Below are 22,810 nucleotides of genomic sequence, written 5' to 3' on the forward strand. Positions count from 1 at the left end.
ACACCCTTAGCTCACCTCTCGCTCCCTTCTGGGGTGGGGAGGGGGGTGATCCGGGCGGCGTCCTCTCTGGGGGGGGGGGCGCGCCCCCCCCCCCCCCCCCCCCCCCCCCCCCCCACGCCGTCGTCCGAGCGGACTCCAAGCCCCGACCGCGCCGTGTCAGATGGCACCGGTGCCGCCCGAGAACGGTCCGCCGATGCGGTAGTACTGGCCGATCTCCTCGCGGAACTGCCGGTCCGCGAGGTGCTTGTCGGAGACGAACTCAGGGGCGTCCTTCACCTGTTCCCTGGACAGGGCCAGGTGGACCGTGAACTCCTCCAGGTCCACCCGGGTCACCGCACTCGCCGGGATCAGCGCCTCCTTGCCGAAGATCCAGACGCCCGTGTCCACGACCAGGTAGGCGTCGTCCACCTCGTCGGAGTGCTTGTCCACCTTGCCGATGTGCCCGTCGGCCGCCTCGACACGCCATCCGGTGAGGTCGGTGCCCGCCAGGTGGCCGGACTCGCTGCTGTAGGACCAGATGTGCTCGGTCATCACTGTCACTCCTCTGTCGCTGTTCGTCGTGTGCGTCTCGGCACCGCCGGTGCGGACCCCCTCAGAGCAGGTCGCGCCGGTCCTGGTCCGTGACCGTGGGGGCCACGGGCGGAACCACCATCCGGCGGCGGCGAAGGACGCTTGTGTACACGGCGGTTCCGAGGAACCCGACCGCCATGAGGATCAGGCCGACCAGATCGAGATCGACCGCTTCGAGCTCCCAGTCGGACGCGAAGGTGAGGATGGCGCCGACGGCGATCATGATGATGAACAGTCCCAGACCCATGGTTGCTCCCTCCCATGCGGGTTGGACAGCGTCCGGGTACCCGGCCTTCCGGGGATCATGCCGCGCTCCCGGGCTCGGTCGGCTTCGCTTGCTCAGTCGGCTTCGCTTGCTCGGTCGGCTTCGCCCGCGCGCTCGCCGACCCGCGAGGGCCGGACGCGCCTCCCCCACCTCTCCTGGACGTGCCGTCCGGGGTGGGAGGCAGGCGGGCGGCTCGCCATGTCCCCGACCCGCCGGCCGGAGGACTTTGCGATCCGGCAGATCCCGATGGTGTGCGACGGCGACGACGGGCAACACGGAGTAACAGAACACGAAGTCACGAACACGAAGCCACCGACCCCGGTGGCCTCGTCCTCGACGGAAGAAGGTAGCCATGGCCTACGACATCTGGACCTACAGGGAGACCGCGGCCCATGCGGCGCATCTCGATCTGACCGGGTACGGGGTCGAGGCCACGGACGGGTTCGCAGGCACGGTCGACACGCACGAGCCCACGGTCGGCCGCGCCCACGTCGTGGTGGACACGGCCCCCTGGATCCCCGGCAGACGCGTCATCGTTCCAGCGGGGGTCGTGACCGCGGTCGACCCCGGCACGGAAAGGGTCCACATCGGCTGTTCCAAGCAGCAGATCGAGGCGTCCCCGCCGTTCGAACCCGGCCCCGACCGCGACCGCGACGACGAGCAGCCGCACCGGATGAAGCTCGTCGACTACTACCTGGCGTTCTTCCGGTAGGCGATCCCCGCAGGAACATCCCGCCCTCGCGATCCAAGGAGATTCCCATGAGCGCACTGCTGACCCGTATCAAGCGATTCACCCACAGTCCTCAGGGCCGTAGCGCGGCGGCGTCCGTCCGCCGGGCCGCCGCCGACCCCCGCAGGCGCACCCAGGTGCAGCGCCTCGTCTCCAAGCTGCGCGGCCGCCGCTGACGGCTGCTCACCCGGTCCGGCGGACCGGTCGAACGACGCCCCGCGCGACGTACGGCGCGGGGCGTCGCCGTGCGCGGCGACACCGCCGGACGAGGCAGCGAGCGAGCCTCGGCGGCGGCCGGCCTCGCGGAAGGGACCCGCCCAGGGCCGCTGCGTGCCGACGCCGGCGGAGGAGGACCGGGCTCGGGACCAGGCCGGGGCCGGGGTCGGGACCGGGCTCGGGTCTCAAGGTCGGCGACCTGACCTTCACAGCCTCACAGCCGACGTCGCAGCCCGCGACCGCGAACGGAGTCAGAAAGCCCGCTCTCGTGACCGAGGGGCCGGCTCGAGCAGGCCGTTGCCGAGCCAACGACGGAGCACGTTGTGGGTGGTGTCGTCGAGGGTGCACAGCACCTCGATGGCGTCGAGGTCGCCCGGCAGGGGTGCGATACCCGCCGTGGTGAGAGCGGCCTGCAGTTCCAGTCGGCGGCGGTCGGTCGGCTGGAGCCGGTCGGCCGACCGGCGGCGATCGGTCGACGGGAGGCAGTCGGACGGCTGCAGGCGGTCGGCCAGGTTGCCCGAAGGCGCGGGCTCCGGCTCGAGGTAGTCGTCATAGTCCATGATGCCGAAGGCCGCCGATGTCTCTCCGGTCCGGTCTTCGACGTACACGGCAGGGAATCGGTACGGGTCGAGATCCGACAGTGCGCGCGGAGTCGTGGTGAGCGCCTGGAACTCGGTCATGAGCGTCTCCTCGGTCGTCGTGCAACGTGCAGATGACGACGACGTGAACGCCGCGTTCCGTTGCGAAGCGGGGAGAAAGACACCCGGATGACCCCTATGGCATCTCGTCACAAGTGAGATGAGCCAATGGACGGCGGTATCACCGCCGGTAGCGATCCGCCGTGTCGAACCGGCCGAACCCGCCGAACCGACCGAACCGACCGAACCGGCCGAAGCAACGAGGCTCCGGCCGGCAACAGAAGAGCGGCAGGAAGAGCGGCATGCGCGCGCAGCGTCCTCAGCCGGGAGCGGGATGCCCGTACAGGGGAGGGCGGATCAGACCTCACGCCACTTCGACTGGCCGAAGGAGAACGCCCCGAAGAGCACGAGACCGGCGGCCACGGCGACCAGCAGCCACGGGCCCACCGGGGCCTCGGCGAACGAGCGGATCGCGTCGTCCATGCCCTTGGCCTCGTCCGGATCGGACTCACTCGACGCCTTCAGGCCGAAGAAGCCGACGGCGGCGAACACGAGCCCGCGTGCGACGCCGCCCGCTGTACCCGTCACGTCCATGAAGCGCCGCTGCAGCATGGACATCCGCTGCCACTCCAGATGCTCGCGATACTTCCGCAACGCGGCCCGGCCTCCGATCCACAGCCCCGCGCACAGGATTCCCGCGGCCACCGCCCCCACCCACCACGGGCCGCCCGGCAGCGCCAGGAGGCGGCTCGTGAGGTCATGGCTCTGTCTGTCGGTCGAGCCCGCGCCACTGTCCCGGTCCCCTGTCGCGAAGGACAGGACGAGGAAGCAGGACACTGCGTAGAACACGAACCGGCCACCGGACAGAGCGCGTTTGCCGGGCCGGTCGCCCTTCGGCCCCGAGGCCCCGAAGACCGCCTCCGAAAGCCGCCACAACGCCATCCCTGCGAGGCCGATGCCGAGGCTCCAGAGCAGGATGGACCCGAACGGCGTCGAGGCGACCTCCACGAGGGCCCCGCCTCGGTCGGCCTGCTCGCTCGTGCCTGTCAGGCCGATGCGTACCGCCAGGACGCCGATGAGAAGGTACAGCACCCCTCGCGCCACGAAGCCCGCGCGAGCACCTGCCCGTACGACCCGTGCGCTGTCCGCTCGCCCCACCACTGCCGTGGACGGCTCTCCTGTGGTCATGACCGGTCACTCCCCTCGGGTTGGAACCTTCGGCTGCCCCGTCCACGCCGGTCGAACCACCGCACTTCACTCGACAGCGTTCTCGACACGTCGCCGAGACGTGCTCTCCGGGGACCGCCAGCGCTGTCGTGACCATCCGACCGCGGATTCGACCCACGGGCTCGGCCCACGCCCCGGTGTCTGCTCGATGCCCCCGCTCGGAGCCGGTGAACAGACTCTCCCATCTGACCCGTACGGGTGGCATCTTTCGCTCGTGCTGGGTATCGCTGCTGCTCAGATGGGGTGAAAGAGCCGCGTGCCTCGAATCCCCACACCGTGCGCAAGGCGTTGATGGGTCTGTGAGTACCTCAAGCACGGCCCCGATACTGCCCGCCTCGCTCGCTGCCCCTGCCCTTCCCGTCGTGCGTGACTCGGGCGCGGACAACGCGCCCGGCGTCATAGTCGTCGACTCCTGCACGACGCTCGGCACCACGCTGGTCGTCCGCCTCATCGGAGAGATCGACTGCTACAGCATCGCTCCGCTGCGTGCGTTGTTGGCCTCGGCAGCGGCCGACGGCTACACCGGGCTCGTACTGGACACCGCGCGGGTCGCCTTCTGCGACTCCAGCCTCCTCGCCGTCCTCGACTGGTGGCCCCGGCACGGACGCCGCCTCACACTCGCCAACCGCTCTCGGGCCGTTCATCGCCTCCTGGCGGTGGCCGCGGCCGACCCCTCGGGACGGGCGACGGCACAGGCGGACCCGCTGACGGCAGCGGCCACGTCACGACCTCCATCCTCATGGCGTGCGGCCCGACGCCGGCAGCGGTCCTCGTTGTTCCTTGGCAACCCCGCACCTCTCGCCACGGCCGTCGCGCCCTCTCCGCCCCGCACACGCTCCGCAGAACGCTGATGTACTGCCGCGTTGCGCTCTCGATCGCGTACTCGGCTCCATAGACGAGGAAGGGAGTGGGGCCCGCACGAACCACCTGCGGGCCCCACTCCTGTGCCACCACCGGCACATGGCAACAGGCCGGTCGAAAGCAGCCCCGATGCTATGCAGTGTGGCGCGCGCTGGGTCAGGTGGATCAAGTGGATCCTCAACAGCAGCGTCCGGGGCCACGAGGAACGTGACGATGGTGCTCGCTCGCGCATCATCCCCCGACCGCCCACACCCGTGATCGACCGGACAGGTCCTGGCCGTTTCCTTCGGATCTTGATTCTGTGCGCGGGGCTGGCATCGTGAACCTGCCCGAGACTGCCGGAGCAAGGAAACGACACGTGGTGGCGGGTCTGCCACGCTGTGGACGGCAAGCGTGGCGCAAGGGTGGAGCAGGGAGTGCAGTGGTACGGACGGAGTCCACGGCCTGGCAGCATGCCGCGACGCGGAGCGGCTTCCGGCGGTACTGGCGCATCGCCTGGGTGTGGCTCGGGGCCGGCCTGGTCGGCACTGTCGGCAGTCCGGCGATCGGCGTTGCCGCCGGCCAGGCGGGCGTGGAGTGGCTCGGTTCGCTCATGGCTGTTCTCTGGGTGCTCTTCATCTCCGCAGCGATCTTCGGGGGGTGCACGGTGTTCAACGCGGTGCGCATACGCCGTCGGCTGCGCCACCATCCGTGGACCTCGCACCCGGTCGCGGTTCTGCCCTCTCTGTGGGGAGGCCCGGTGGTGCAGTTGCGCCCGGCGAACTCCGGAACGATCTTTGTGCGGTCTGTCGTGGCCCTGAACTTCCGCTGGGACCATGTGGCAGGCATGAACACCCTCTGGTTCTGCGGCGTGCCGGGCCGGGGCGGGGTTCTTGCTCGTCCGGGAGGAGTGCCGCTTCTCTGGGGCAGGCGGATTCGGATCCCCTGGATCCGGCACAGGTACGAGCGAACACCCTCCCCAGCCCGCACCATCAGCCCGACGATCCGATGAGCGGAAAGACAATCGCGGGTGACCACTCGCCTTCGTTGCCCGGGCAGGCCGTCCCGTTCGGATCCTGCGAGGCCCGTCATACTTCGCCGGTGGAGGTGCGAGGTACAGAGGCGGCGCGGCGTTGGCTAACCGATCAGGGCGTCCGGCAGGTGCACGAGGGATGGGTGTGCGACGAGGAGCCGGACGTGCTGCTCACCGCCGCCCAGGTGGCGCAGTCCTGGGCCGGCGATGTGTTCGCTGAAGACCTGGATCCCGCCGACCAGGTGAGTCTGGCCTTCGGGCTTCTCGACCTTCTCGACGCGTACTGGGTCACCTGTGAGATCCGATTCGCGGACCGGAGCGCTCAGGGTCCGCTGCCGGCCGACGTGCTGTGGGACGGCTACCGTCAGCGCCTGGAGGCGGACAGGGACGCCGAGGCCGTCACGTACTCGCTGTGGGTGGACTGGTTCGAGGACCACACCACATCCGCGACGGCCTTCGCCGAAGTGCTCGGCAATGACATCGACCGCGTGGTGGCCGAGCGTTCGGAAGCCGTGCTTCGCCGAGCCGGCCGGGTGCTGGAGTGCTCCGGCCCGGTGCGCTGGTCCGTGAAGGAGCCGACGTACCGCACCGCCGCGCGGCTCCCCGCCCTGCACCCGGCCCTGTTCCGCGGCCTGCGGGCGAGCTACCACGACGTCTACGGCGACCTGGAACCTGCCGTCGCATTGACCGTCCTCAACCAACTGGCTCTGCCCCGGGGCACCCCGCACGTCGCGGAACTCCGCCACGTCCTCACCGCAGGACACAAGAACCACTACCGCAACCCCGGCGCCTGGGACTACGCGCTGCGCCCCGGACCCTGAGTCGTGGCCCTGCCGTCCGGCTCCGGGTGCGCCCCTTGAGACGAACTCCTCAGAACAGCGTGTGGTCGTCCAGCCGGTAGCGCGGGAACCGTGCCCGTCCTGTCCGCGGCGCATGGGGAATGGCTCGTGACAGCGGTGACCGAGGCGATGACGCGTCCCCGGCGCTCGCGACACGGTGATGGGCCGCGTCGGGCGCCGGGTCGCACCCCCAGGTGTCAGATGGGTGTGGGGGCGGTCTTGTCCGTCGCCGTGCCGTCCTCGTCCTGTGCCTCCGCCTCAGCGGGCTGTTGCGGAGCGGGCGGCGTACGGACCAACAGCGCGACCAGCACGGCCAGGGCGCCGATCACGGCGCCGATGCCGAATCCCCATCGGATGCCCGTGGCCAGGGCGCCGGTGGCGCCGGCACCATCGGCTGCCGCCGTGGCGGCGTGTCCTGTCATCACGCTGATGACCAAGGCGGTACCGGCGGCGGCGGCGACCTGCTGGAGCGAGCCGAGGATGGCGGAGCCGTGGGGGTAGAGGTGCGGCGGCAGCACGGACAGGCCGGAGGTGAAGACGGGGGTGAAGACGAACGCCATCCCGGCACTCAGGGCCACGTGAAGGGCGAGTACCAGCCACGGCGAGGTCTGTGCGCCCGTGAGCGCGAACAGCGCGAGGCACAGCGCTGTGAGGACGGCTCCGGGTACGACGAGACGTGGTGCGCCGAATCGGTCGTAGAGCTTGCCGACCTGCGGTCCGAGCAGGCCCATCGTCAGGCCGCCGGGGATGAGGAGCAGCCCGGTCTCCAGCGAGCTGAGGCCGCGCACCTCCTGCAGATAGATCGGCAGCAGGATGAAGGCACCCATGAGCGCCATGAAGGACAGGCACATCAGGCCGAGCGCCACGGAGAAGTGACGGAATGTCAGGGCTCGCAGGTCCAGCAGTGGCGTGGACGAGCGCTGAAGCGCCAGCTGTCGCCATACGAACAGGCCCACCAGCAGGACTCCGGCCGGCGTCATGACCTCCGGCGGGATGGGGGCCTGCGCCGCGTCCCCGGCACCGAGCCCGCTCAGGCCGTAGACGAGGGAGCCGAACCCCGCAGCCGCCAGGGGGACGGACGGCCAGTCGATCGGCCCGGCCTGCGGCTCACCGATGTTGACCAGTTTGCGCCGACCGAAGATCGCCATGGCTCCGGCGATGGGCAGCACGGCCAGGAACAGGAGCCGCCAGGAACCCAGCTGCAGCAGCACGCCCGAGACCGCAGGGCCCAGTGCGGGTGCGACGGAGATGACGAGGGTGATGTTGCCCATGACGCGTCCGCGGTCGTGCGGGGGCACGAGGGTCATCAGCGTCGTCATGAGCAGCGGCATCATGACCGCGGTGCCGCCGGCCTGGATGACGCGGGCGGCCAGGAGCACGGGGTAGGCGGGCGCGGCCGCGGCCAGAGCCGTACCGGCGAGGAACAAGGCCATGGCCAGGCTGAAGGCGGTGCGTGTCGTCACACGCTGCAGGAACCATCCCGTCACCGGGATGACGACGGCCATGGTGAGCATGAAGGCCGTGGACAGCCACCCTGCGGCTGCTGCGGTGACCTCGAACTCGCGCATGAGCCGCGGGATCGCGTTGACCATGATCGTCTCGTTGAGGAGGACGACGAACGTGGACAGTACGAGAATCCGCAGCACGGCGGTGATGTGGGCGGGCGAGAGGGTGGGCGTTGCGTGTGGTGCGGGTGTTCCGTGTGATGCGGGCATGGCGCCTTCCGTCATGTGAGTGTCCTCCGCATGTGGCAGCTCACACTGACGGACCGCGGCGCCGGGAAGAACTCATGGGCGGTCCCGATCCTGTCGGGGGCGCCACCTGAGCACAAACCAATTTCCCGGTCCGGGATGGCGGGTCGGGCCGGTCGGGGCGCGTCACACGGGTCGGGTCGGGGCCTGTCGGGGTGCGTCACACGGGTCAAGTCGGGCCTGTCGGGGCGCGTCACACGGGTCGGGTCGGGGCCGGTCGGTTACGTCGGGTCGCGCCGCGCCGGGGCGCGTCAGGGCGGTCGCGTCTGGCCAGGGGTGTGCAGAGCTCACGAATCGTCGACTTGGACACCTGCCACCGACATGGTTCCGTCCGCCGAGGCCGGGACGTCTGAGGGCGGCGCCCTGGAAGCGCCGCGTCCAGGGCACCAGGCCGCCGGTGCGGTCAGGCGGTCACCCGTTCATCACGAGGACACGAGGCCGCGGTGGGGTCAGGCTGCGGGCGGGGAGACGAAGACTCGTTCCAGCAGGGTGTACAGGGCGTCCCGGTCCTGACCGCTGAGGCTGTCCAGGCCCTCCCGCGTCGTGCGCATCTTCGCGCGGATCGCGTCAGTGACGCGCTCTCCCTCGGCTGTGAGGATGACGTTCTTGACGCGCCGGTCGGAGGCGCCGGCCTCGCGGCGCACCAGGCCGCGCTTCTCCAGCCGGTCGATGATCCCGGTCATGTTGGAGGCGTCGCAGGTCATGGTCTCGGCCAGGGAGCGCATCGCGGCGGGTCCCCGGCGCAGCACGGTCAGGGCCCTGCCCTGGCTCGCCGTGAGGTTCTCGCTCGCCGCCGCGACGGTGAAGTCGCCGTAGTAGACGCCGAGCGACACGGAGAGCAACTCCATGAGCTGGGCCGTGTCGGGGCGGGGAGCTTCTGTCATGAGGTTCACTCTAGCCGGTGATACTTGACGATCTCAAGCATCGACCTCTACCGTCTTCGTGTTGCATGAAGTTCTCAAGCATCAAGGTTGTCAAGTAATTGCCACGAGGAGCGTCCCTGTGACCGTCACCGCGTCCCCCACCTCCCGCGCTGCCGAGATCCTGTCCCGGCCCGTGTCCCTGAACGGCCTGACTGTCCCGAACCGCATCGCGATGGCGCCGATGACGCGGATGTTCTCCCCCGGCGGAGTCCCCGGCGAGGATGTGCGGTCGTACTACGCCCGCCGCGCCGCCGCCGGCGTCGGCCTGATCGTCACCGAGGGTACCTACGTCGGCCACGAGTCGGCCGGGCAGAGCGACCGCGTGCCGCGGTTCCACGGCGAGGAGCAGCTGGCCGGATGGGCGAAGGTCGCCGCGGCCGTGCACGCGGCGGGCGGCACGATCGTGCCGCAGCTGTGGCACATCGGCATGGTGCGCAAGCAGGGCCAGGCGCCCTACGCCGACGCCCCGTCGGTCGGCCCCTCGGGCGTCCGCCCCGACGGCACCGAGGGTACGGGCAAGGCCATGACCCAGAGCGACCTGGACGACGTCATCGGCGCCTTCGCCGAGGCCGCCGCGGCCGCCGAGCGCATCGGATTCGACGGCGTCGAGCTGCACGGCGCCCACGGCTACCTGCTCGACCAGTTCCTGTGGGCGGGGACGAACCGCCGTACCGACGCCTACGGCGGCGACCCCGTGGCCCGTACGAAGTTCGCCGCCGAGATCGTGACCGCGGTCCGCGAGACCGTATCGTCCGACTTCCCGGTGATCTTCCGCTTCTCGCAGTGGAAGCAGGACGCCTACGACGCGCGGCTGGCCGAGACCCCGCAGGAGCTGGAAGCGATCCTGGCCCCGCTCGCCGCGGCCGGCGTCGACGCGTTCCACGCCTCCACCCGCCGCCACTGGATCCCCGAGTTCGAGGGCTCGGACCTGAACCTGGCGGGCTGGACCAAGAAGCTCACCGGCAGGCCCACCATCACCGTCGGCTCGGTCGGCCTCGACGGCGACTTCATCCACGCCTTCGCGGGCGAAGGCGCCCCGGTCCAGGGCATCGACGATCTCCTCGACCGACTGGAGCGGGACGAGTTCGACATGGTCGCCGTCGGCCGCGCACTTCTCCAGGACCCGGAGTGGGCGGCGAAGGTGCTGGCAGGGCGGACCGACGAGCTCAAGCCGTACGACGCGGCCGCGGTGCAGACGCTCAGCTGAGCCGTGTTCTGGAAATCGGTGAGCTGACTGGTCGGCCGTCCGGGGAAGGCGCGGGCGGCCGAACGGAGTTGAGGTCGTGGGCGATGCCGTTGATCCTGGTCGCTGTGGTGGCCTCGTGCTCGTTGCGGGTGGTGTCGCGACGGACGATCTCGTAGCCGCCCTCGTCCAGGACGGCCACCGACGCGAACCGGAGCGGGTCGTCCTCGTCGGGGGGGGACGAGGACGCAGGTGTTCCCGGCCAAGCTGGTGACGCGCCCGCGTTCCCCGATGTGACGGCGCGCCCGCGGGTGCCGCAGCCGGCCGGACGGCCCGGGACCACTCCGGATGTGGCCCTGGCCGACGCGGCGTACTCGTCCCGCGCGATCCGGACCCATCTGCGACGGCGTGGAATCCCTGCGGTGATCCCGCAGCCGTCGACCAGGCCACGTACCGCAGGTGAGCGTGGTGCCGGCTACCAGTGGTGCCAGACCGCTTCGGGGGCGTTGTCGCGCGTCACCGAGTGGTCGTCTCCCGCCACGAAGAACAGGGCCCAGGACACGACGTGGTCGCCGGCGCGCTGGGCACCGAGTTCGAGCTGGAAGCCGTCGCAGAAGAAGTCGCCGGTGGGGCCGAACCGCAGGTCGGAGTCGTTCTTGGTCGCGTAGGCCTCCATCTCCTGCGCGAGCTGCGACGGGACACGGCCGATGAGTCGAATTCCCTCGCAGGTCACCTGGGGGCCGAGACGTCCGTCGACGTGAACGTAGGCCAGCTCTCCGTCCGAGTAGAAGTAGCACTCCACCGCTGCCCGGCTCGTGGAGGCGGTTTCCTTGGCGAAGCTCACGGGGACCCACTCTGAGCTGCATCCGTCCGGCTGGGCGGTGAAGCCGTGCGCAGCCAGGGCTGCGATGACCTCTTCCTGGTGCATGTCCATGCGCAGCGGCCCCAGGGTCCGCCCGGGGAGGTAGTTCCACTGATCCCGTTCAGCGTCCGGGAGCACCGGCCACATACCCGTATCCATCGCATGATCATCGCTCACCCGGCTCGTGACCCGCGCGTCAGCCCTCTCAGGGCCCGTACGTGCGAGGCGTCGCTCGCGACATCGTCCATGTCCAGCAGACCGGCCTTGCGTAGCTCGGCCAGGAGCACTTCGTGCAGGCGGGGTCAGGCACCGGCTTCGGTCCAGCCCCCCGGCGCCGCCAAACGGTCCTGCCCTCTTCCAGCCGTGACGGCCGTGCTGGAACGGTGTCGATCATGCGCTCGTGCGGGAGGACAAGCGGATGAAGGCGACGTACGGGATCGTCACGGGATTCTGGGCAACCGGGCATGGGGGTACTCCGGTTCGGGCACCCCGGTCGTGCCCCTCACCGACGCGGCTGGCGCTTGAGGTACTCCTGGACTCGTGCGACGCCAGGATGATCCCGGGGCCTGACGCCCTACGAGATGACCGTGCTGGTCACAGCTCGGCGAGTGGCTGTGACCAGCACGCGGTCACAGCCGGCAGGCGGTCACGTCTCAGGCCCACACCGCCTTGACCACGGCGTGGCCTGCCGTAGCCGCCTGCCCGTAGAACTCTCGGAGGCCTCGGTGATGTTCGAGGTGCTCTTGCCTGGTCCAGCCGAGGTTACTGAACCGGGCATCGACGACGTTCCACAGGTCGTCGAAAGAGACTGTCTCCAGGAATCGCGCGGCCTGTGACACCTCGGGCGACTCCAACAGCATCATCGGGGGATCGAAGAGGTCGGCGTCAGCGTCGTGGAGCACAGGGCGACCGCCGTAGATCACCAGATTCCAGGGCTCGTCGGCGTCCTTGTAGAGGGCATCGGCTGCGGCATAGAGGTCGTTGACAGCGTCCCAGCCCTTGTTGATCGAGTGGGCTATGCCCGCCGCGTACTCGTCGTCGGCGTTTTCCCAGGTCTCCGACATGAACGCAGCGAGCCAGGTGTGGTCGTCCCGGATCTCGGACTCAGCCACAGCTCGAAAGTGCAGGTAGATGCTCACTACGACGAATCCCTCAGCTCATACGGTCACCGGTCGGGCCGAACGGACAGAACCTACCGGCAGACACTGACAGCCACGTTCCGGCGACATCGCTCTCGCCACCCCCGCCCGCAGGACCCTGCCGGCTGGGCGATCGGTCGGTCCGATACGGTCCTGGACGCGACCGGAGCAGCAAGACCCGCGTCCACCTGCCCCTCACGGCAGGGGAACAGCCACGGAGCGATGGCCACTCCGACCGCCGTCAAGGCCACGCCGAGGATGACGTTCAGGAAGAGCGCGGGAGTAGTGAGAGTTCATGGGAAGCGAGGCGACTCCGGCGTCACCGCTTGCATCACGTCTGGAGCGGATCTTGACCGAAAGCGCTAAGGCGAAGGCCTTCTACTGGGCGAGCCACTGTGATGCGCCACGGGGCATCGCCACGCCGGATGATGTGGACAGGATGATCGCCGATCTGGCTGCCACCGAATCACCTTACGGTCCTTCCGGAACCCTCGCCCAGGTCTTCTCCACGGAACGCGAACGCCTCGAAGGCGGACACTTCGACCACGAACTCATCGTCGGAGTGGACAGAGACACCGGGTTCGGCGTTCTCACCTTCATGGACGAGAAGGGCAATTTCGCGACGGTCGGATCTCCCGCGACCCGCGAAGAGCCCATCTACACTCTCGTGCACCACATGCGCGAACTGCCTGAGCACTGCGAGATCCCCGTGGATCTCGTCAGGGCGGCGACCAGGGAATTCATCGCAACTGGCGGACAGCGCCCTACCTGCGTCGCATGGAAGCCGGAGTGGTAGAGGTACATGGTCTTGTACCAGGATGAGGAAACCGCGTCGCGGAGTCGAATCGTCGACGTCGCCAGGCGTGACGAAGACGGTCCGGGGCAGGCTCCGGCCCTCGCAGACGAGGTGGACCTTGATGGTCAGCCCGCCGCAGGACCGGGCCCCACTCCCTGCAGCAGAACCGCTCTCCGCCCCCACGCCTCATCCGTCAGCTGATCACGACCCACCACAGGATCAATGACCCGAGCAGGTGTCGAGCTGTCCGGGGGTGTGGTCGGGTGGCAGGACCCCGTGATCTGTGAACGCCTTGGTGAGGGAGACGTACTGGTCGGCTGTCAGCCGGTCGCGCTTCCAGATCACCTGTGCCGTCAGCGTCGTACGGGAGATGGCCGATCGTAGCCCGCCCCGGCGCCCGGCACGGGTGACCGGTACACCGGCCGCCTCGACCCGGGCTACACCCGCCGCGGCCCCGCGGTCGCCGGCGCCTGCTTCGCCGAGGTCGGCCAGCGCGGCTCGTTCCGGGGTCTGCCCGACTGCGGCGATGTCACGAAGAGCCATGCCGCCCCTTGCTCGCCTTGTGTTGCCCACGTACTGCGGGAGCATGAACGGGATGAACAAGCTGTGGCCGGCAGCCCCGGAGAGATCCGGAGCGACCGAGCGGCGGCTAGCGTCCCTGTCAGAGCCGTTCCGAAGAGCCACCGCCACACGGAACCAGGGCCCGGCCGCACCATCGGCTGACGCCGCGTCGGCTCGTTCCACAACGTCCGCCGCTCCCCCACCACATCGGTAGCTCCCACAGCGCCCGGCACATTCGCAACGCCCGCCACACCCGAGGCACCCGCCCGCCTCACGGCGCTCGTCGGTGCCGTGCGCAGCTCGTCGCACTGTCCGCAGCGCAACATTCTTCAGCTTCTCCCTCCCCCTCTCCCGAGGATCCCCGATGCCGTTCTCCCCGCCCGCCGGCGGGCGCCTCGCCGCGCTCGCCCTCGCCCTCGCCGTGGCCCTCAGCGCCGCCGGGTTCACGGGCGCCCCCGCCTCCGCCGCCGACCCGGCCGCTCCGTTCGGTCCCCAGCCACCACAGAACCCGGTCACCGCGGCCAACGGCGCCGCGACGATGCACGGTGACAGTGCCTCCAGCGGCACCACGCCCCACCCGGGACCCGGTACTGCCGCCGTCAAGTACTCCCGTACGGCGCTGGCTTCGGCCTGCCCCACCGTGGTCGTGGGGAGCGACGGCTACGTGGTCACCCTCTGCACCACCATCTTCGGCCAGACGCCGACCGTCCACCTGCTCGACCCCGCCACCGGAGCGGACCTCGCCTCGCTCGCCCTGCCCAAGGGCAGTCTGTTCGGCGGCGTCTACGCCTACCTCGACAACGAGGACCGCCTGGTCGTCGTCGACGGCAACAACGATCTCGTCCGCATCGGCCACCAGCGCACCGGATCCGGCTGGACGCTCCGGGTCGACCAGAGGACACCCCTGGGCAACGCCGTCCCGGCCGGGGACAACATCGTCGGACTCACGCCCGCCTGGGACGGCAAGGTCTGGTTCGCCACCAGCGGCGGTGTGATCGGGACCGTCGACACCGGAACCGGTGCCGTACGCAGCATCAGCACCGGCGAAGGCGTGCAGAACAGCATCTCCACGGTCCCCGGCCGCACCGCCGTCGCCACCGACCACGCCCTCTACCTCCTGTCGTCCGCCCCCGACGGAACTCCCGTCGTGGACTGGAGGTCTCCCTACGACCGCGGCCCGGCACGCAAGCCCGGCCAGCTCAGCTGGGGCACCGGGACCACCCCGAGCTTCTTCGGACCGGGCAACGGCACCGAGTACGTCACCATCGTCGACAACGCCGCCCCGCACGGGAACCTGCTCGTCTACCGGGCGGCCGGCGGACCCGAACCGATCTGCCGGATCCCCGTGCTCACCCAGTACGCCCGCAGCGGCACCGAGGACGCTGTCATCGCCTCGGGCCGCAGCGTGTTCGTCACCAACACCTACGGATATCCCTACCCGGCCCTGCCCGAGGGCGCTCCCGCAAGCGAGCCGTCGTCCGCGAACTTCGACGGCGGTCTCAGCCGGATCGACGTCAACGCCCAGGGAACCGGCTGCGGCGTGGTGTGGAACAGCTCGGTGAAGTCCGCGGCCCTGCCGCGGCTCTCCCTCGCCGACGGGAAGATCTACACCGTCTCCGTGACCGGGCCGACCGGCAGCGCCGGACTGAACACCTTCGCCCAGTACCACCACGCCGTCCTCGACCCGACCACCGGTGTCCAGCTCGGCAGCTCCTATCTGGGCATCGGGCTGGTCTACAACCCGCTCCAGATGCGGGGGACCGCCGCCCCCGACGGCACCCTCCACCAGGGCACCGAGACCGGCGTGGTCCGCATCTCCAGGCGCTGACCGGGACACCCGGCCACCCTCGCCGCACCCTTCACCCCCCACCCCCATCACCCTCGTCCTTCGCCCGCATCCATCGCCCTCACCCCCACCTCCGAGGAGACCCATGAGCCCCTCCATCGACGCCCTCACCGCAGGTCACACCCCCGAGAGCGAGCCCGCCGGAGCCGGGACGCCGACCTGGTCCTTCGAGACCAAGCAGCTGCACGCCGGCACGTCCCCCGATCCGGCCACCGGCGCCCGTGCGGTCCCGATCTACCAGACCACCTCCTTCGTCTTCCGCGACACCCAGCACGCCTCCGACCTCTTCTCCCTCGCCGAACCCGGGAACATCTACACCCGCATCCACAACCCCACCCAGGACGCCTTCGAGCAGCGCATCGCCGCCCTCGAAGGCGGCGTCGCCGCCGTCGCCGTCGCGTCCGGGCAGGCCGCGGAGACCCTCGCGATCCTGAACCTGGCCTCGGCCGGCGACCACATCGTCTCCAGTGCCTCCCTCTACGGCGGCACGTACAACCTGTTCCACCACACCCTGCCGAAGTTCGGCATCGAGGTGTCGTTCGTCGAGGACCCCGACGACCTCGACGCCTGGCGAGCCGCCGTACGGCCGCATACCAAGGCCCTGTTCGCGGAGACCCTCGGCAACCCGCGCGGCAACGTCCTCGACGTCCGGGGCGTGGCCGACGTCGCACACGCGGCGGGCCTGCCGCTGATCGTCGACAACACCGTGCCCACGCCGTACCTGCTGCGTCCCATCGAACACGGGGCGGACGTGGTCGTGCACTCGGCCACCAAGTTCCTCGGCGGACACGGCACCACGCTCGGCGGTGTGGTCGTCGACGCGGGCACGTTCGACTTCGGCGCGCACCCCGAGCGCTTCCTCGATTTCACCGAGCCCGACGCCAGTTACCACGGTCTGCGCTACTGGCCCGATCTCGGGGCGGGCGCGTACGCGGTCAAGCTGCGGGTGCAGCTGCTGCGCGACCTCGGCCCCGCCATCGCGCCGCACTCGGCGTTCCTTCTCCTGCAGGGCGTGGAGACGCTGAGCCTGCGCCTGGAGCGGCACTCGGAGAACGCCCAGGCGCTGGCCGAGTGGCTCGAGCAGCGCGACGAGGTCTCGGCGGTGCACTACCCCGGTCTGCCGTCCAACCGCTGGTACGAGGCGGGGCGCCGCTATCTGCCGCGCGGCGCCGGGGCCGTGCTCTCGTTCGAGTTGCGGGGCGGACTGGAGGCAGGCCGGCGGTTCGTGGACGGACTGGAACTGTTCAGTCACCTCGCGAACATCGGCGACGTACGCAGTCTCGTCATCCACCCCGCCTCCACCACGCACAGCCAGCTCGACGAGGCGCAGCTCGCCGCCACCGGCACCACACCGGGGCTGGTGCGGCTGTCGGTGGGCATCGAGAATCCGGCCGATCTGACGGCCGATCTGGAAGCCGGCTTCCGCGCTGCGAAGGAAGCGTCCTGAACTCCGACTCAGCCACCTCGGTCACCTCAGCCACCTCAACCGAGTCGGCCGACTCGTCCGACTCAGTCGCCCCGGCAACCCCGATGACCTCAGTGACCTCAGTGACCTCGGCCAACGAAGTCCCCCTGCCCGCCACCGGCGCATGGCGGGAGGGGGATCCGCCCGGCCGACGTCAGTGGCACCAGCGTGCGCACCCACTGGCGTTGGAGGCGGGCGGCGAGCTCCCGCGAGTGCGGCTCGCCTACGAGACCTGGGGGCGCCTCGCGCCCGACCGTTCGAACGCCGTGCTCGTCCTGCACGCGCTGACCGGTGACAGCCACGTCGCGGGCGCCGCCGGCCCCGGCCACCAGACCGCCGGCTGGTGGGACGCGCTGGTCGGCCCTGGCCGGGCACTCGACACCGACCGGTGGTTCGTGGTGGCGCCGAACGTACTGGGCGGCTGCCAGGGAAGCACCGGGCCCGCCTCCACGGGGCCCGAGGGGCGCCCCTGGGGCGGCGCCTTTCCCCGACTGACCCAACGCGACCAGGTGCGTGCCGAGACAGGACTCGCCGACGCGCTCGGCATCGAGCGCTGGGCCCTGGTGATCGGGGGTTCCATGGGCGGGATGCGCGCGCTGGAGTGGGCGGTCGGCGAACCCCGGCGTGTGGCCTCGCTGTTGCTGCTGGCCTGCCCGGCGGCGGCGAGCGCGGACCAGATCGCCTGGGCGACCGCGCAGCTCCACGCCATCCGCGCCGACCCCCACTGGCGGGGCGGTGACTACCACGATGCCGGACCCGGGCACGGACCGCACGCAGGGCTGGGGATCGCCCGCCGTATCGCCCACATCACCTACCGGGCGGCCTTGGAACTGCAGGACCGCTTCGGCCACGAGGCCCAGGAGGGGGAGCAGCCCTGGCTCGGCGGCCGGTACCGCGTCGAGTCCTACCTCGACCATCAGGCCGTCAAGCTCCTCCGGCGGTTCGACGCGGCCAGCTACGTCACCCTGGTCGAGGCCATGAACACCCACGACATCGGGCGGGACCGCAACGGTCGTCGTGCGGCCCTCGGCCGTGTGCAGGCGCGGACTGTGGTGGCGGGGGTGGACTCCGACCGCCTCTATCCCCTCGCCCAGCAGGAGGAACTGGCGGACGGGATTCCGTCCGCGGACGAGGTCCGGGTCATCCGGTCCCCCTCCGGGCACGACGGTTTCCTGCTGGAGACGGACCAGGTCGGCGCGCTGGTACGGGAACTCCTCGACGGCGCACCGGACTCACTCGCCCGCCTCACCGGATAGGACCGTCCGCGCACCCGAGCCGCTCCCCTGTTCCACGGGACGACCCATCCCCTCGTGGTCCCCTCGTAACCTCCCGTAGTCCCCCCTGTAGTCCCCTCGCAGTCGCCTGAGCGTCCCCTCAGCGCCCCTCGCCATCCCCCGCCCCAAGAGCCACGAGGCGGCGCACCGCCGCACCCCCGCTCGATCAGGGCAGGAACGTCACGGCCGGGAAGGCCGGGGACGGCCCGTCGAGCAGATGCCCGCGGCGGTGGCGCAGGTGCTCGTCGAAGAACGCGAGCGGGTACGCCTGCTGGATCTTCACCGCCTGGTCGGGATCGAGGGTCCCGATCACGTCCTGGAGTTGTTTCCCGCTCCATCCCAACAACTTCGCCACCTGCGGGAACAGCGCCTCGTTGTCGCCGTACGAGAGGTGGGCGGCGCCCTGGGCCCGGATGTCCAGCCGCCTGCCCCGCAGGTGCGACCAGAACGCGGCGACCTCGGGAGCCGTGGCCCGGGTGAACTCGGCCGACATCATCATGAACGGCCGGTGCAGGTCGCCCGCGAGGGGCGGGTTCATCTGCATCGGGCCGTCGAGGCTCAGCCCGGCCCGGATGCGCTCGTCCGCGAGCATGGCGCAGGCGGTGGCCGTCCCGCCCTTCGACCAGCCGAGCGCGCCGATGCGCCGCGGGTCGAGGGAGCCGAGGAGCCCGGTCGGCAGGTCCTTGCGGTCGACGTCGGGGTTGCACCCGGCGGCGAGCCGCCCGACGCAGTCGAGGAGGAAGCGCAGGTCGGCGGCGAAGTCCCCGGGCAGTGTCGGGGCCTGTCTGTCGCGCCGCGGGACGGCGACCCGGCCGTCGGGGAACTCGGTGTACGTGTCGTACTGGTGAGCGACCGTCACCACGACGTACCCATGGCTGGCGAGCTCCTGGACCATGATCGTGTGGTCGCCCTGGTGGCTGTGCGCGCCGTGCGAGAACACGACGACGGGCAGCCGACGGCCCGTTCGCAGCAGGGGAGCGCCCACATGGCCGGCGGTCAGCGGTCCGATGGGGGCCAGATCGCCGAACCCCGCGTCGGCGAGGAACACCTGGAGCGCACCGGCCGGCATCCAGGGCGCCACCGGGTACCGCTGGACGTTCCGGGCGGGGTACCAGACGGTGGCCATCAGCTCGCGGAAGTGACCGGGGCCCGCGATGCCGTCCGGACGGGACCGGTCGACGAGGTGCAAGGGGACCGTTCCCACCGGATGCGGCCCGGTCGGCGGCGGCAGCATGAGCCGGGTCCCGGTGGGGGCGGCCGGGGCCGGCCCGGCCCACGCGGGGGCGGCCGCGGCCAGCGGTACGGCGGCGCCGGCGGCCAGCGCGGCTCCCAGCACGCTGCGGCGCGTCACGCCCCCGCGGCTGATGAACGGTGTGGTGGTCATGGGTCGGCCTCCTGTGGTGACGGATCGTCATATGTGCCTAGACCGACGGTCCGTGGGCACAGGGGAACGCTGCCACGTGCCCCTCCCCCGCGGCATCGGCCCACCGTCTGACCGGGCCGCGCGAGCATGGACCCACGGGTTTACACCCTGGGGCTGACGCGGTCGGCCGCTCAGGCGTAAACCCGCTGCGGGAGCGCTCCCATTCTGAGATCGTCGCCCCCATGGAGACAGCACCGTTCATCCGCCGCTACCAGCCATCGGACCGCGTCGAACTCGCGGACATCTGCGTGAGGACGGCCCACGAGGGAGGTGACTCCTCCCCTCTCTACCCCGATCCCGAGCTGATGCCCGTGATCTTCGCCTACCCCTACGTGGAGCTGGAGCCGGAGTTCGCCTTCGTCCTGGACGACGGCGCCGGGCGGGCCGTCGGCTACGTCCTCGGGGCGCCGGACACCGCGGACTTCGCCGCCCGGTTCCGCGACGAGTGGCTCCCCGGGGTGGCGGAGCGGTTCCCCGCGCCCGCCGGGGAGGCCGCCACTCCCGCCGAGTCGATGGCCGTCCTGCTGCACACGCCGGAGCGCATGGTCCGCGGCGAGCTGGCCGCCCATCCCGCGCACCTGCACATCGACCTCCTGCCCTCCTGGCAGGGGCGGGGGTACGGGCGCGCCCTCATGGACACGCTCCTCGCGGCGCTGCACGCGGACGGCGTGCCCGCCGTGCACCTGTGCATGGTGCAGGCGAACACAGCGGCCCGGGCGTTCTACGACCGGCTGGGGTTCGAGCCGCTGGACGTGCCCGACCCCGGGCCCGTCTGGTATCTGGGCCGCCCGACGGCCCGGGACCTGCCGTCCCGGCCCCCGGCGACCGTGGAGCCGGACGCCGGGCGCCTGGGCGGTCTTCAGCCGAGCCGCAGGGCGAGCCGGTCGAGTTCCGCATAGCCGGTGCACCTCGCGAGCCGGTCCCGGTGGACGCCCTCGCGCGGGGTCACCCGGACGGTCGCCGACCCGCCGCCCGGGCCCCGTACGGGAGCCGTGGCGGCGACACCGAGGCCGGGCACGGCCGCGGCGAGCAGAGTGCCGCGGCCCGCGGGGAGCACGCGGCGTCTCATCGCAGGTCCCACTTCATGTTCTCGCCGCCCCAGCAGTCCCAGAGCTGGATGCGGGCGCGGTTGCCGGTGTTCTGGCCCGCCGCCTCCAGACAGCGCGCCGAGTGGGGGTTGCGCAGGGTGCCGTCGGCGTTCAGGACCCACTTCTGGTTGGCGCCGCCCCAGCAGTCCCACAGGATGACGGGGGTGCCGTCGGCCGCGTTGCCGTCGACGACGTCGAGGCAGCGCTTGCTCTGGCGCCCGACGAGGGTGCGCGAACCGGTGGAGCCGCCGTCGGCGGTGAAGGAGAAGTCGTCCACGGCGAGGCCGGCGCCGCCGATCCACGGCTCGAAGCCCGCCTGGACGCTGGTCATGTACCAGGAGGACTGGATCCGGCCGCGGGAGATCGCGTCGTCGGTGAAGGAGCTGATCGCGAAGTCCAGGGAGACCCCACGAACAACGTGCCCGCCGGATACCCCTCGATCTACGCCGGCTGCCACTACGGCAACTGCACCACCGGCAGCGGACTGCCCCGCCGGGTCTCCGAGTCCGGCTTGTCGTGCTCGGCGACCGTGACGGCGAAGCCCCGATCACGGACGTCGACGCACTGACGCGTGGCGGCGCCCCAGCGGTTGTTCTGGACGACGTACCGGCCCTCCTTGATCGTCGTGGAGGCGTACTGGTCGCAGAGGACGGGAGCCGCCGCTGCGGGCGGCGCGGCCGTCACGAGCGAGCCGAGGAGTGCCGCGAGGGTGCGAACACGGCTGCCCACGGGAGCGTGCGGCGGCCGGTGGGGGTCGGTGTCCGAGGTGGCATGCGTGTCACCTTTCGTGGGGGTGAAGGTGGACGGTCGGTTCTCGGGGTGCCGCGGGGAGGTCAGAGGTGCCGGAGGATCCAGAGCTGGGGCTGGAGGCCGTTGCAGGGCCACTGGCGCACGTCCGCGCCGGGGAGCCGCGAGCCGGTGGCGACGTCGAGGCACTGGCCACTGGGCCGGGAGACCAGCCGGTAGGCGCCGCGCGCTGCCGCTGACGGCGGCGCGTCGCTCATCGGGACCGGGCCGCTCAGCGCTCGCTCAGGCGTACGGCCAGGGCGGCGATGTCGTCGTCGAGACGCCCCTGGGTGTAGCGAAGAAGATCACGGTGAAGCGACTTGAGGAGTTCGCGGGGTGGCGTCAGCGGCTGTCGGCGTGTCCAGGCTGCCAGGGGAAAGAACTCGCCGCGCCGATCGCGGGCCTCGGCGATCCCGTCGGTGTAGAGAAGGAGCAGGTCACCCGGCTCAAAGGCGCAGGTGTCGACGTTGTAGTGGTCGCCGAGCAGGTCCGCGAGGCTGAGCAGGGGCGACGGGGTCGGCGACTCGAGGACGCGCAGTGTCGAGCGGGTCAGGATCAACGGGGGCGGGTGTCCGCAGTTGAGGACGTCGATCCGCCCTCCGGCCTCCGGGATCTCGACGAGGAGCGCCGTGGCGAAGCGCTCCATCGTCCCCTCAGGAGGGAAGGCGCCGTTGTACCTGGTGCACGTGGCGTCGAGCCTGCGTGCGACGTCGACCATGTCCGTCTCGCTGTAGGCGGCCTCGCGGAAGGCGTTGACGATGGCCGCGGCCGCCCCCACCGCCGGCAGACCCTTGCCCCGCACGTCACCGATGAGCAGCCTGACGCCGTACGGCGTGTCGACGGCCTCGTAGAAGTCCCCGCCGATGCGTGCCTCGGCCGCGGCCGCGAGGTACAGCGACTCGATCTCCACGTTTCTGAAGCGGCGCGGCATCGGACTCAGCACCACCTGCTGCGCCGCGTCGGCGACGAGCCGTACCTGGAGGAGGGTGCGCTCCCGCTGGAGCCGCACATGGCTGCCGTACGCCGCGGCGACGGTGACGGCGATGATCCCCGCGGCTGTCCACCAGGTCCCGAGGTCGGGGAAGACGAGGCTGAGGCCGATCATCAGCACCAGGCAGACCGTGCCGAGCAGGACAGTGGGGAGAACCGGCCACATGGCGGCGGCCAGGGCCGGTGCGGCCGGCAGGAGGCGGCTGAAAGCCATCTCCGGCGGCGTGTTGTAGGCCAGTGCGGCGATCACGACGGTCAGGAGGACCGGCGAGAGGCGCACGAACATCCCTGGGCCATAGCGCCGGCGTAGCCCCAGCCGTAGCCGTCCAGACTCGATCACATCGGACAGAATATCCACATAAGAG

General features: G+C 70.7%; 26 protein-coding genes and 2 pseudogenes. 12 read left to right on the top strand and 16 right to left on the bottom strand.

What is annotated here, in order from left to right:
• Positions 1-156: 156 nt before the first annotated feature.
• Positions 157-531, bottom strand: a complete 375-nt coding sequence (locus tag ACZ4XX_RS25390) for a PRC-barrel domain containing protein (protein WP_468510165.1) — start codon at positions 529-531, stop codon at positions 157-159.
• 61 nt (positions 532-592) lie between these two features.
• Positions 593-817 carry a DUF6458 family protein gene (locus ACZ4XX_RS25395; protein ID WP_468510166.1) on the bottom strand — a complete coding sequence of 75 codons (225 nt, stop codon included), beginning with the start codon at positions 815-817 and terminating at the stop codon, positions 593-595.
• 370 nt (positions 818-1,187) lie between these two features.
• Here ACZ4XX_RS25395 and ACZ4XX_RS25400 point away from each other — a divergent pair, with 370 nt between their 5' ends.
• Together ACZ4XX_RS25400 and ACZ4XX_RS25405 are read left to right on the top strand one after the other, a co-directional pair.
• Positions 1,188-1,547, top strand: coding sequence for a PRC-barrel domain containing protein (locus ACZ4XX_RS25400; RefSeq protein ID WP_468510167.1), 360 nt, complete (start codon positions 1,188-1,190; stop codon positions 1,545-1,547).
• 47 nt (positions 1,548-1,594) lie between these two features.
• On the top strand, positions 1,595-1,741 hold the full coding sequence (locus tag ACZ4XX_RS25405) for a hypothetical protein (protein ID WP_468510168.1): 147 nt from the start codon (positions 1,595-1,597) through the stop codon (positions 1,739-1,741).
• A 291-nt stretch (positions 1,742-2,032) separates the two neighbouring features.
• Here ACZ4XX_RS25405 and ACZ4XX_RS25410 read toward each other — a convergent pair whose 3' ends face one another.
• Together ACZ4XX_RS25410 and ACZ4XX_RS25415 are read right to left on the bottom strand one after the other, a co-directional pair.
• A complete protein-coding gene (locus ACZ4XX_RS25410; RefSeq protein ID WP_468510169.1) occupies positions 2,033-2,461 on the bottom strand; it encodes a hypothetical protein in 429 nt (142 codons plus the stop codon).
• Positions 2,462-2,776: 315 nt separating this feature from the next.
• The gene (locus ACZ4XX_RS25415) at positions 2,777-3,607 is read right to left on the bottom strand and encodes a DUF1206 domain-containing protein (RefSeq protein ID WP_468510170.1); all 831 of its coding nucleotides are present in this window, start codon (positions 3,605-3,607) and stop codon (positions 2,777-2,779) included.
• Positions 3,608-4,008: 401 nt separating this feature from the next.
• Here ACZ4XX_RS25415 and ACZ4XX_RS25420 point away from each other — a divergent pair, with 401 nt between their 5' ends.
• From ACZ4XX_RS25420 to ACZ4XX_RS25430, 3 genes are all read left to right on the top strand, one after another.
• The gene (locus ACZ4XX_RS25420) at positions 4,009-4,497 is read left to right on the top strand and encodes an STAS domain-containing protein (RefSeq protein ID WP_468510171.1); all 489 of its coding nucleotides are present in this window, start codon (positions 4,009-4,011) and stop codon (positions 4,495-4,497) included.
• 431 nt (positions 4,498-4,928) lie between these two features.
• Positions 4,929-5,498 (top strand): hypothetical protein, encoded by a 570-nt coding sequence (locus ACZ4XX_RS25425; protein ID WP_468510172.1) that lies wholly within the window; start codon positions 4,929-4,931, stop codon positions 5,496-5,498.
• Positions 5,499-5,683: 185 nt separating this feature from the next.
• Positions 5,684-6,340, top strand: a complete 657-nt coding sequence (locus ACZ4XX_RS25430; RefSeq protein WP_468510173.1) for a hypothetical protein — start codon at positions 5,684-5,686, stop codon at positions 6,338-6,340.
• Positions 6,341-6,555: 215 nt separating this feature from the next.
• Here ACZ4XX_RS25430 and ACZ4XX_RS25435 read toward each other — a convergent pair whose 3' ends face one another.
• Positions 6,556-8,073, bottom strand: a complete 1,518-nt coding sequence (locus ACZ4XX_RS25435) for a DHA2 family efflux MFS transporter permease subunit (protein ID WP_468510174.1) — start codon at positions 8,071-8,073, stop codon at positions 6,556-6,558.
• Between the two features lie 485 nt (positions 8,074-8,558).
• Positions 8,559-8,993 carry a MarR family winged helix-turn-helix transcriptional regulator gene (locus ACZ4XX_RS25440; RefSeq protein ID WP_468510175.1) on the bottom strand — a complete coding sequence of 145 codons (435 nt, stop codon included), beginning with the start codon at positions 8,991-8,993 and terminating at the stop codon, positions 8,559-8,561.
• A 118-nt stretch (positions 8,994-9,111) separates the two neighbouring features.
• On the opposite strand from ACZ4XX_RS25440, the gene ACZ4XX_RS25445 reads away from it, so the two are divergent.
• Positions 9,112-10,239: an NADH:flavin oxidoreductase gene (locus ACZ4XX_RS25445; protein WP_468510176.1), complete on the top strand. Its 1,128-nt coding sequence runs from the start codon at positions 9,112-9,114 to the stop codon at positions 10,237-10,239.
• 14 nt (positions 10,240-10,253) lie between these two features.
• On the opposite strand, the pseudogene ACZ4XX_RS25450 reads toward ACZ4XX_RS25445, so the two are convergent.
• Positions 10,254-10,450: pseudogene (locus ACZ4XX_RS25450) on the bottom strand (hypothetical protein); the annotation flags it as partial.
• Between the two features lie 25 nt (positions 10,451-10,475).
• On the opposite strand from ACZ4XX_RS25450, the pseudogene ACZ4XX_RS25455 reads away from it, so the two are divergent.
• Positions 10,476-10,655: pseudogene (locus ACZ4XX_RS25455) on the top strand (IS5/IS1182 family transposase); the annotation flags it as partial.
• Between the two features lie 35 nt (positions 10,656-10,690).
• On the opposite strand, the gene ACZ4XX_RS25460 reads toward ACZ4XX_RS25455, so the two are convergent.
• On the bottom strand, positions 10,691-11,236 hold the full coding sequence (locus tag ACZ4XX_RS25460; protein WP_468510177.1) for a hypothetical protein: 546 nt from the start codon (positions 11,234-11,236) through the stop codon (positions 10,691-10,693).
• Positions 11,237-11,730: 494 nt separating this feature from the next.
• A complete protein-coding gene (locus ACZ4XX_RS25465; protein WP_468510178.1) occupies positions 11,731-12,216 on the bottom strand; it encodes a DUF1877 family protein in 486 nt (161 codons plus the stop codon).
• A 349-nt stretch (positions 12,217-12,565) separates the two neighbouring features.
• Between ACZ4XX_RS25465 and ACZ4XX_RS25470 the strand changes: the two genes are divergently transcribed.
• On the top strand, positions 12,566-13,012 hold the full coding sequence (locus tag ACZ4XX_RS25470) for an Imm1 family immunity protein (protein ID WP_468510179.1): 447 nt from the start codon (positions 12,566-12,568) through the stop codon (positions 13,010-13,012).
• A gap of 219 nt (positions 13,013-13,231) precedes the next feature.
• Here the strand turns inward: ACZ4XX_RS25470 and ACZ4XX_RS25475 are convergent, their stop codons facing one another.
• Positions 13,232-13,555, bottom strand: a complete 324-nt coding sequence (locus tag ACZ4XX_RS25475; RefSeq protein ID WP_468510180.1) for a hypothetical protein — start codon at positions 13,553-13,555, stop codon at positions 13,232-13,234.
• 382 nt (positions 13,556-13,937) lie between these two features.
• On the opposite strand from ACZ4XX_RS25475, the gene ACZ4XX_RS25480 reads away from it, so the two are divergent.
• The 3 genes from ACZ4XX_RS25480 (at position 13,938) to metX (ending at position 18,140) form a co-directional block, all read left to right on the top strand.
• A complete protein-coding gene (locus ACZ4XX_RS25480) occupies positions 13,938-15,401 on the top strand; it encodes a hypothetical protein (RefSeq protein ID WP_468510181.1) in 1,464 nt (487 codons plus the stop codon).
• Between the two features lie 103 nt (positions 15,402-15,504).
• Positions 15,505-16,866, top strand: coding sequence for a bifunctional o-acetylhomoserine/o-acetylserine sulfhydrylase (locus ACZ4XX_RS25485; protein ID WP_468510182.1), 1,362 nt, complete (start codon positions 15,505-15,507; stop codon positions 16,864-16,866).
• A gap of 92 nt (positions 16,867-16,958) precedes the next feature.
• Entirely contained in the window at positions 16,959-18,140 is a 1,182-nt protein-coding gene (gene metX, locus ACZ4XX_RS25490) for a homoserine O-acetyltransferase MetX (RefSeq protein ID WP_468510183.1), read from the top strand.
• Positions 18,141-18,324: 184 nt separating this feature from the next.
• On the opposite strand, the gene ACZ4XX_RS25495 is transcribed toward metX, so the two are convergent.
• A complete protein-coding gene (locus ACZ4XX_RS25495) occupies positions 18,325-19,542 on the bottom strand; it encodes an alpha/beta hydrolase family protein (protein WP_468510184.1) in 1,218 nt (405 codons plus the stop codon).
• A 221-nt stretch (positions 19,543-19,763) separates the two neighbouring features.
• Between ACZ4XX_RS25495 and ACZ4XX_RS25500 the strand changes: the two genes are divergently transcribed.
• Complete coding sequence (locus ACZ4XX_RS25500; protein ID WP_468510185.1) at positions 19,764-20,480, top strand: GNAT family N-acetyltransferase; 717 nt, start codon at positions 19,764-19,766, stop codon at positions 20,478-20,480.
• Here the strand turns inward: ACZ4XX_RS25500 and ACZ4XX_RS25505 are convergent.
• The 5 genes from ACZ4XX_RS25505 to ACZ4XX_RS25525 form a co-directional block, all read right to left on the bottom strand.
• Positions 20,441-20,650 carry a hypothetical protein gene (locus tag ACZ4XX_RS25505; RefSeq protein WP_468510186.1) on the bottom strand — a complete coding sequence of 70 codons (210 nt, stop codon included), beginning with the start codon at positions 20,648-20,650 and terminating at the stop codon, positions 20,441-20,443. The genes ACZ4XX_RS25500 and ACZ4XX_RS25505 overlap by 40 nt on opposite strands.
• Positions 20,647-21,126, bottom strand: a complete 480-nt coding sequence (locus ACZ4XX_RS25510) for an RICIN domain-containing protein (RefSeq protein ID WP_468510187.1) — start codon at positions 21,124-21,126, stop codon at positions 20,647-20,649. Before ACZ4XX_RS25510 ends, ACZ4XX_RS25505 begins: the two co-directional genes overlap by 4 nt.
• On the bottom strand, positions 21,126-21,398 hold the full coding sequence (locus ACZ4XX_RS25515; protein WP_468510188.1) for a hypothetical protein: 273 nt from the start codon (positions 21,396-21,398) through the stop codon (positions 21,126-21,128). Before ACZ4XX_RS25515 ends, ACZ4XX_RS25510 begins: the two co-directional genes overlap by 1 nt.
• 104 nt (positions 21,399-21,502) lie before the next feature.
• Positions 21,503-21,673 (bottom strand): RICIN domain-containing protein, encoded by a 171-nt coding sequence (locus ACZ4XX_RS25520; RefSeq protein ID WP_468510189.1) that lies wholly within the window; start codon positions 21,671-21,673, stop codon positions 21,503-21,505.
• Positions 21,674-21,687: 14 nt separating this feature from the next.
• Positions 21,688-22,731, bottom strand: coding sequence for a PP2C family protein-serine/threonine phosphatase (locus tag ACZ4XX_RS25525; protein WP_468510190.1), 1,044 nt, complete (start codon positions 22,729-22,731; stop codon positions 21,688-21,690).
• Positions 22,732-22,810 lie beyond the last annotated feature (79 nt).

The organism is Streptomyces sp. NPDC029956, assembly GCF_055574655.1.

Bases quoted from the DNA above. Each gene is read 5' to 3' on its own strand.
- ACZ4XX_RS25390 (WP_468510165.1), bottom strand. From the start codon at position 531: ATGACCGAGCACATCTGGTCCTACAGCAGCGAGTCCGGCCACCTGGCG.
- ACZ4XX_RS25395 (WP_468510166.1), bottom strand. From the start codon at position 817: ATGGGTCTGGGACTGTTCATCATCATGATCGCCGTCGGCGCCATCCTC.
- ACZ4XX_RS25400 (WP_468510167.1), top strand. From the start codon at position 1,188: ATGGCCTACGACATCTGGACCTACAGGGAGACCGCGGCCCATGCGGCG.
- ACZ4XX_RS25405 (WP_468510168.1), top strand. From the start codon at position 1,595: ATGAGCGCACTGCTGACCCGTATCAAGCGATTCACCCACAGTCCTCAG.
- ACZ4XX_RS25410 (WP_468510169.1), bottom strand. From the start codon at position 2,461: ATGACCGAGTTCCAGGCGCTCACCACGACTCCGCGCGCACTGTCGGAT.
- ACZ4XX_RS25415 (WP_468510170.1), bottom strand. From the start codon at position 3,607: ATGACCACAGGAGAGCCGTCCACGGCAGTGGTGGGGCGAGCGGACAGC.
- ACZ4XX_RS25435 (WP_468510174.1), bottom strand. From the start codon at position 8,073: ATGCCCGCATCACACGGAACACCCGCACCACACGCAACGCCCACCCTC.
- ACZ4XX_RS25440 (WP_468510175.1), bottom strand. From the start codon at position 8,993: ATGACAGAAGCTCCCCGCCCCGACACGGCCCAGCTCATGGAGTTGCTC.
- ACZ4XX_RS25460 (WP_468510177.1), bottom strand. From the start codon at position 11,236: ATGGATACGGGTATGTGGCCGGTGCTCCCGGACGCTGAACGGGATCAG.
- ACZ4XX_RS25475 (WP_468510180.1), bottom strand. From the start codon at position 13,555: ATGGCTCTTCGTGACATCGCCGCAGTCGGGCAGACCCCGGAACGAGCC.
- ACZ4XX_RS25480 (WP_468510181.1), top strand. From the start codon at position 13,938: ATGCCGTTCTCCCCGCCCGCCGGCGGGCGCCTCGCCGCGCTCGCCCTC.
- ACZ4XX_RS25485 (WP_468510182.1), top strand. From the start codon at position 15,505: ATGAGCCCCTCCATCGACGCCCTCACCGCAGGTCACACCCCCGAGAGC.
- ACZ4XX_RS25495 (WP_468510184.1), bottom strand. From the start codon at position 19,542: ATGACCACCACACCGTTCATCAGCCGCGGGGGCGTGACGCGCCGCAGC.
- ACZ4XX_RS25500 (WP_468510185.1), top strand. From the start codon at position 19,764: ATGGAGACAGCACCGTTCATCCGCCGCTACCAGCCATCGGACCGCGTC.
- ACZ4XX_RS25505 (WP_468510186.1), bottom strand. From the start codon at position 20,650: ATGAGACGCCGCGTGCTCCCCGCGGGCCGCGGCACTCTGCTCGCCGCG.
- ACZ4XX_RS25520 (WP_468510189.1), bottom strand. From the start codon at position 21,673: ATGAGCGACGCGCCGCCGTCAGCGGCAGCGCGCGGCGCCTACCGGCTG.
- ACZ4XX_RS25525 (WP_468510190.1), bottom strand. From the start codon at position 22,731: ATGTTCGTGCGCCTCTCGCCGGTCCTCCTGACCGTCGTGATCGCCGCA.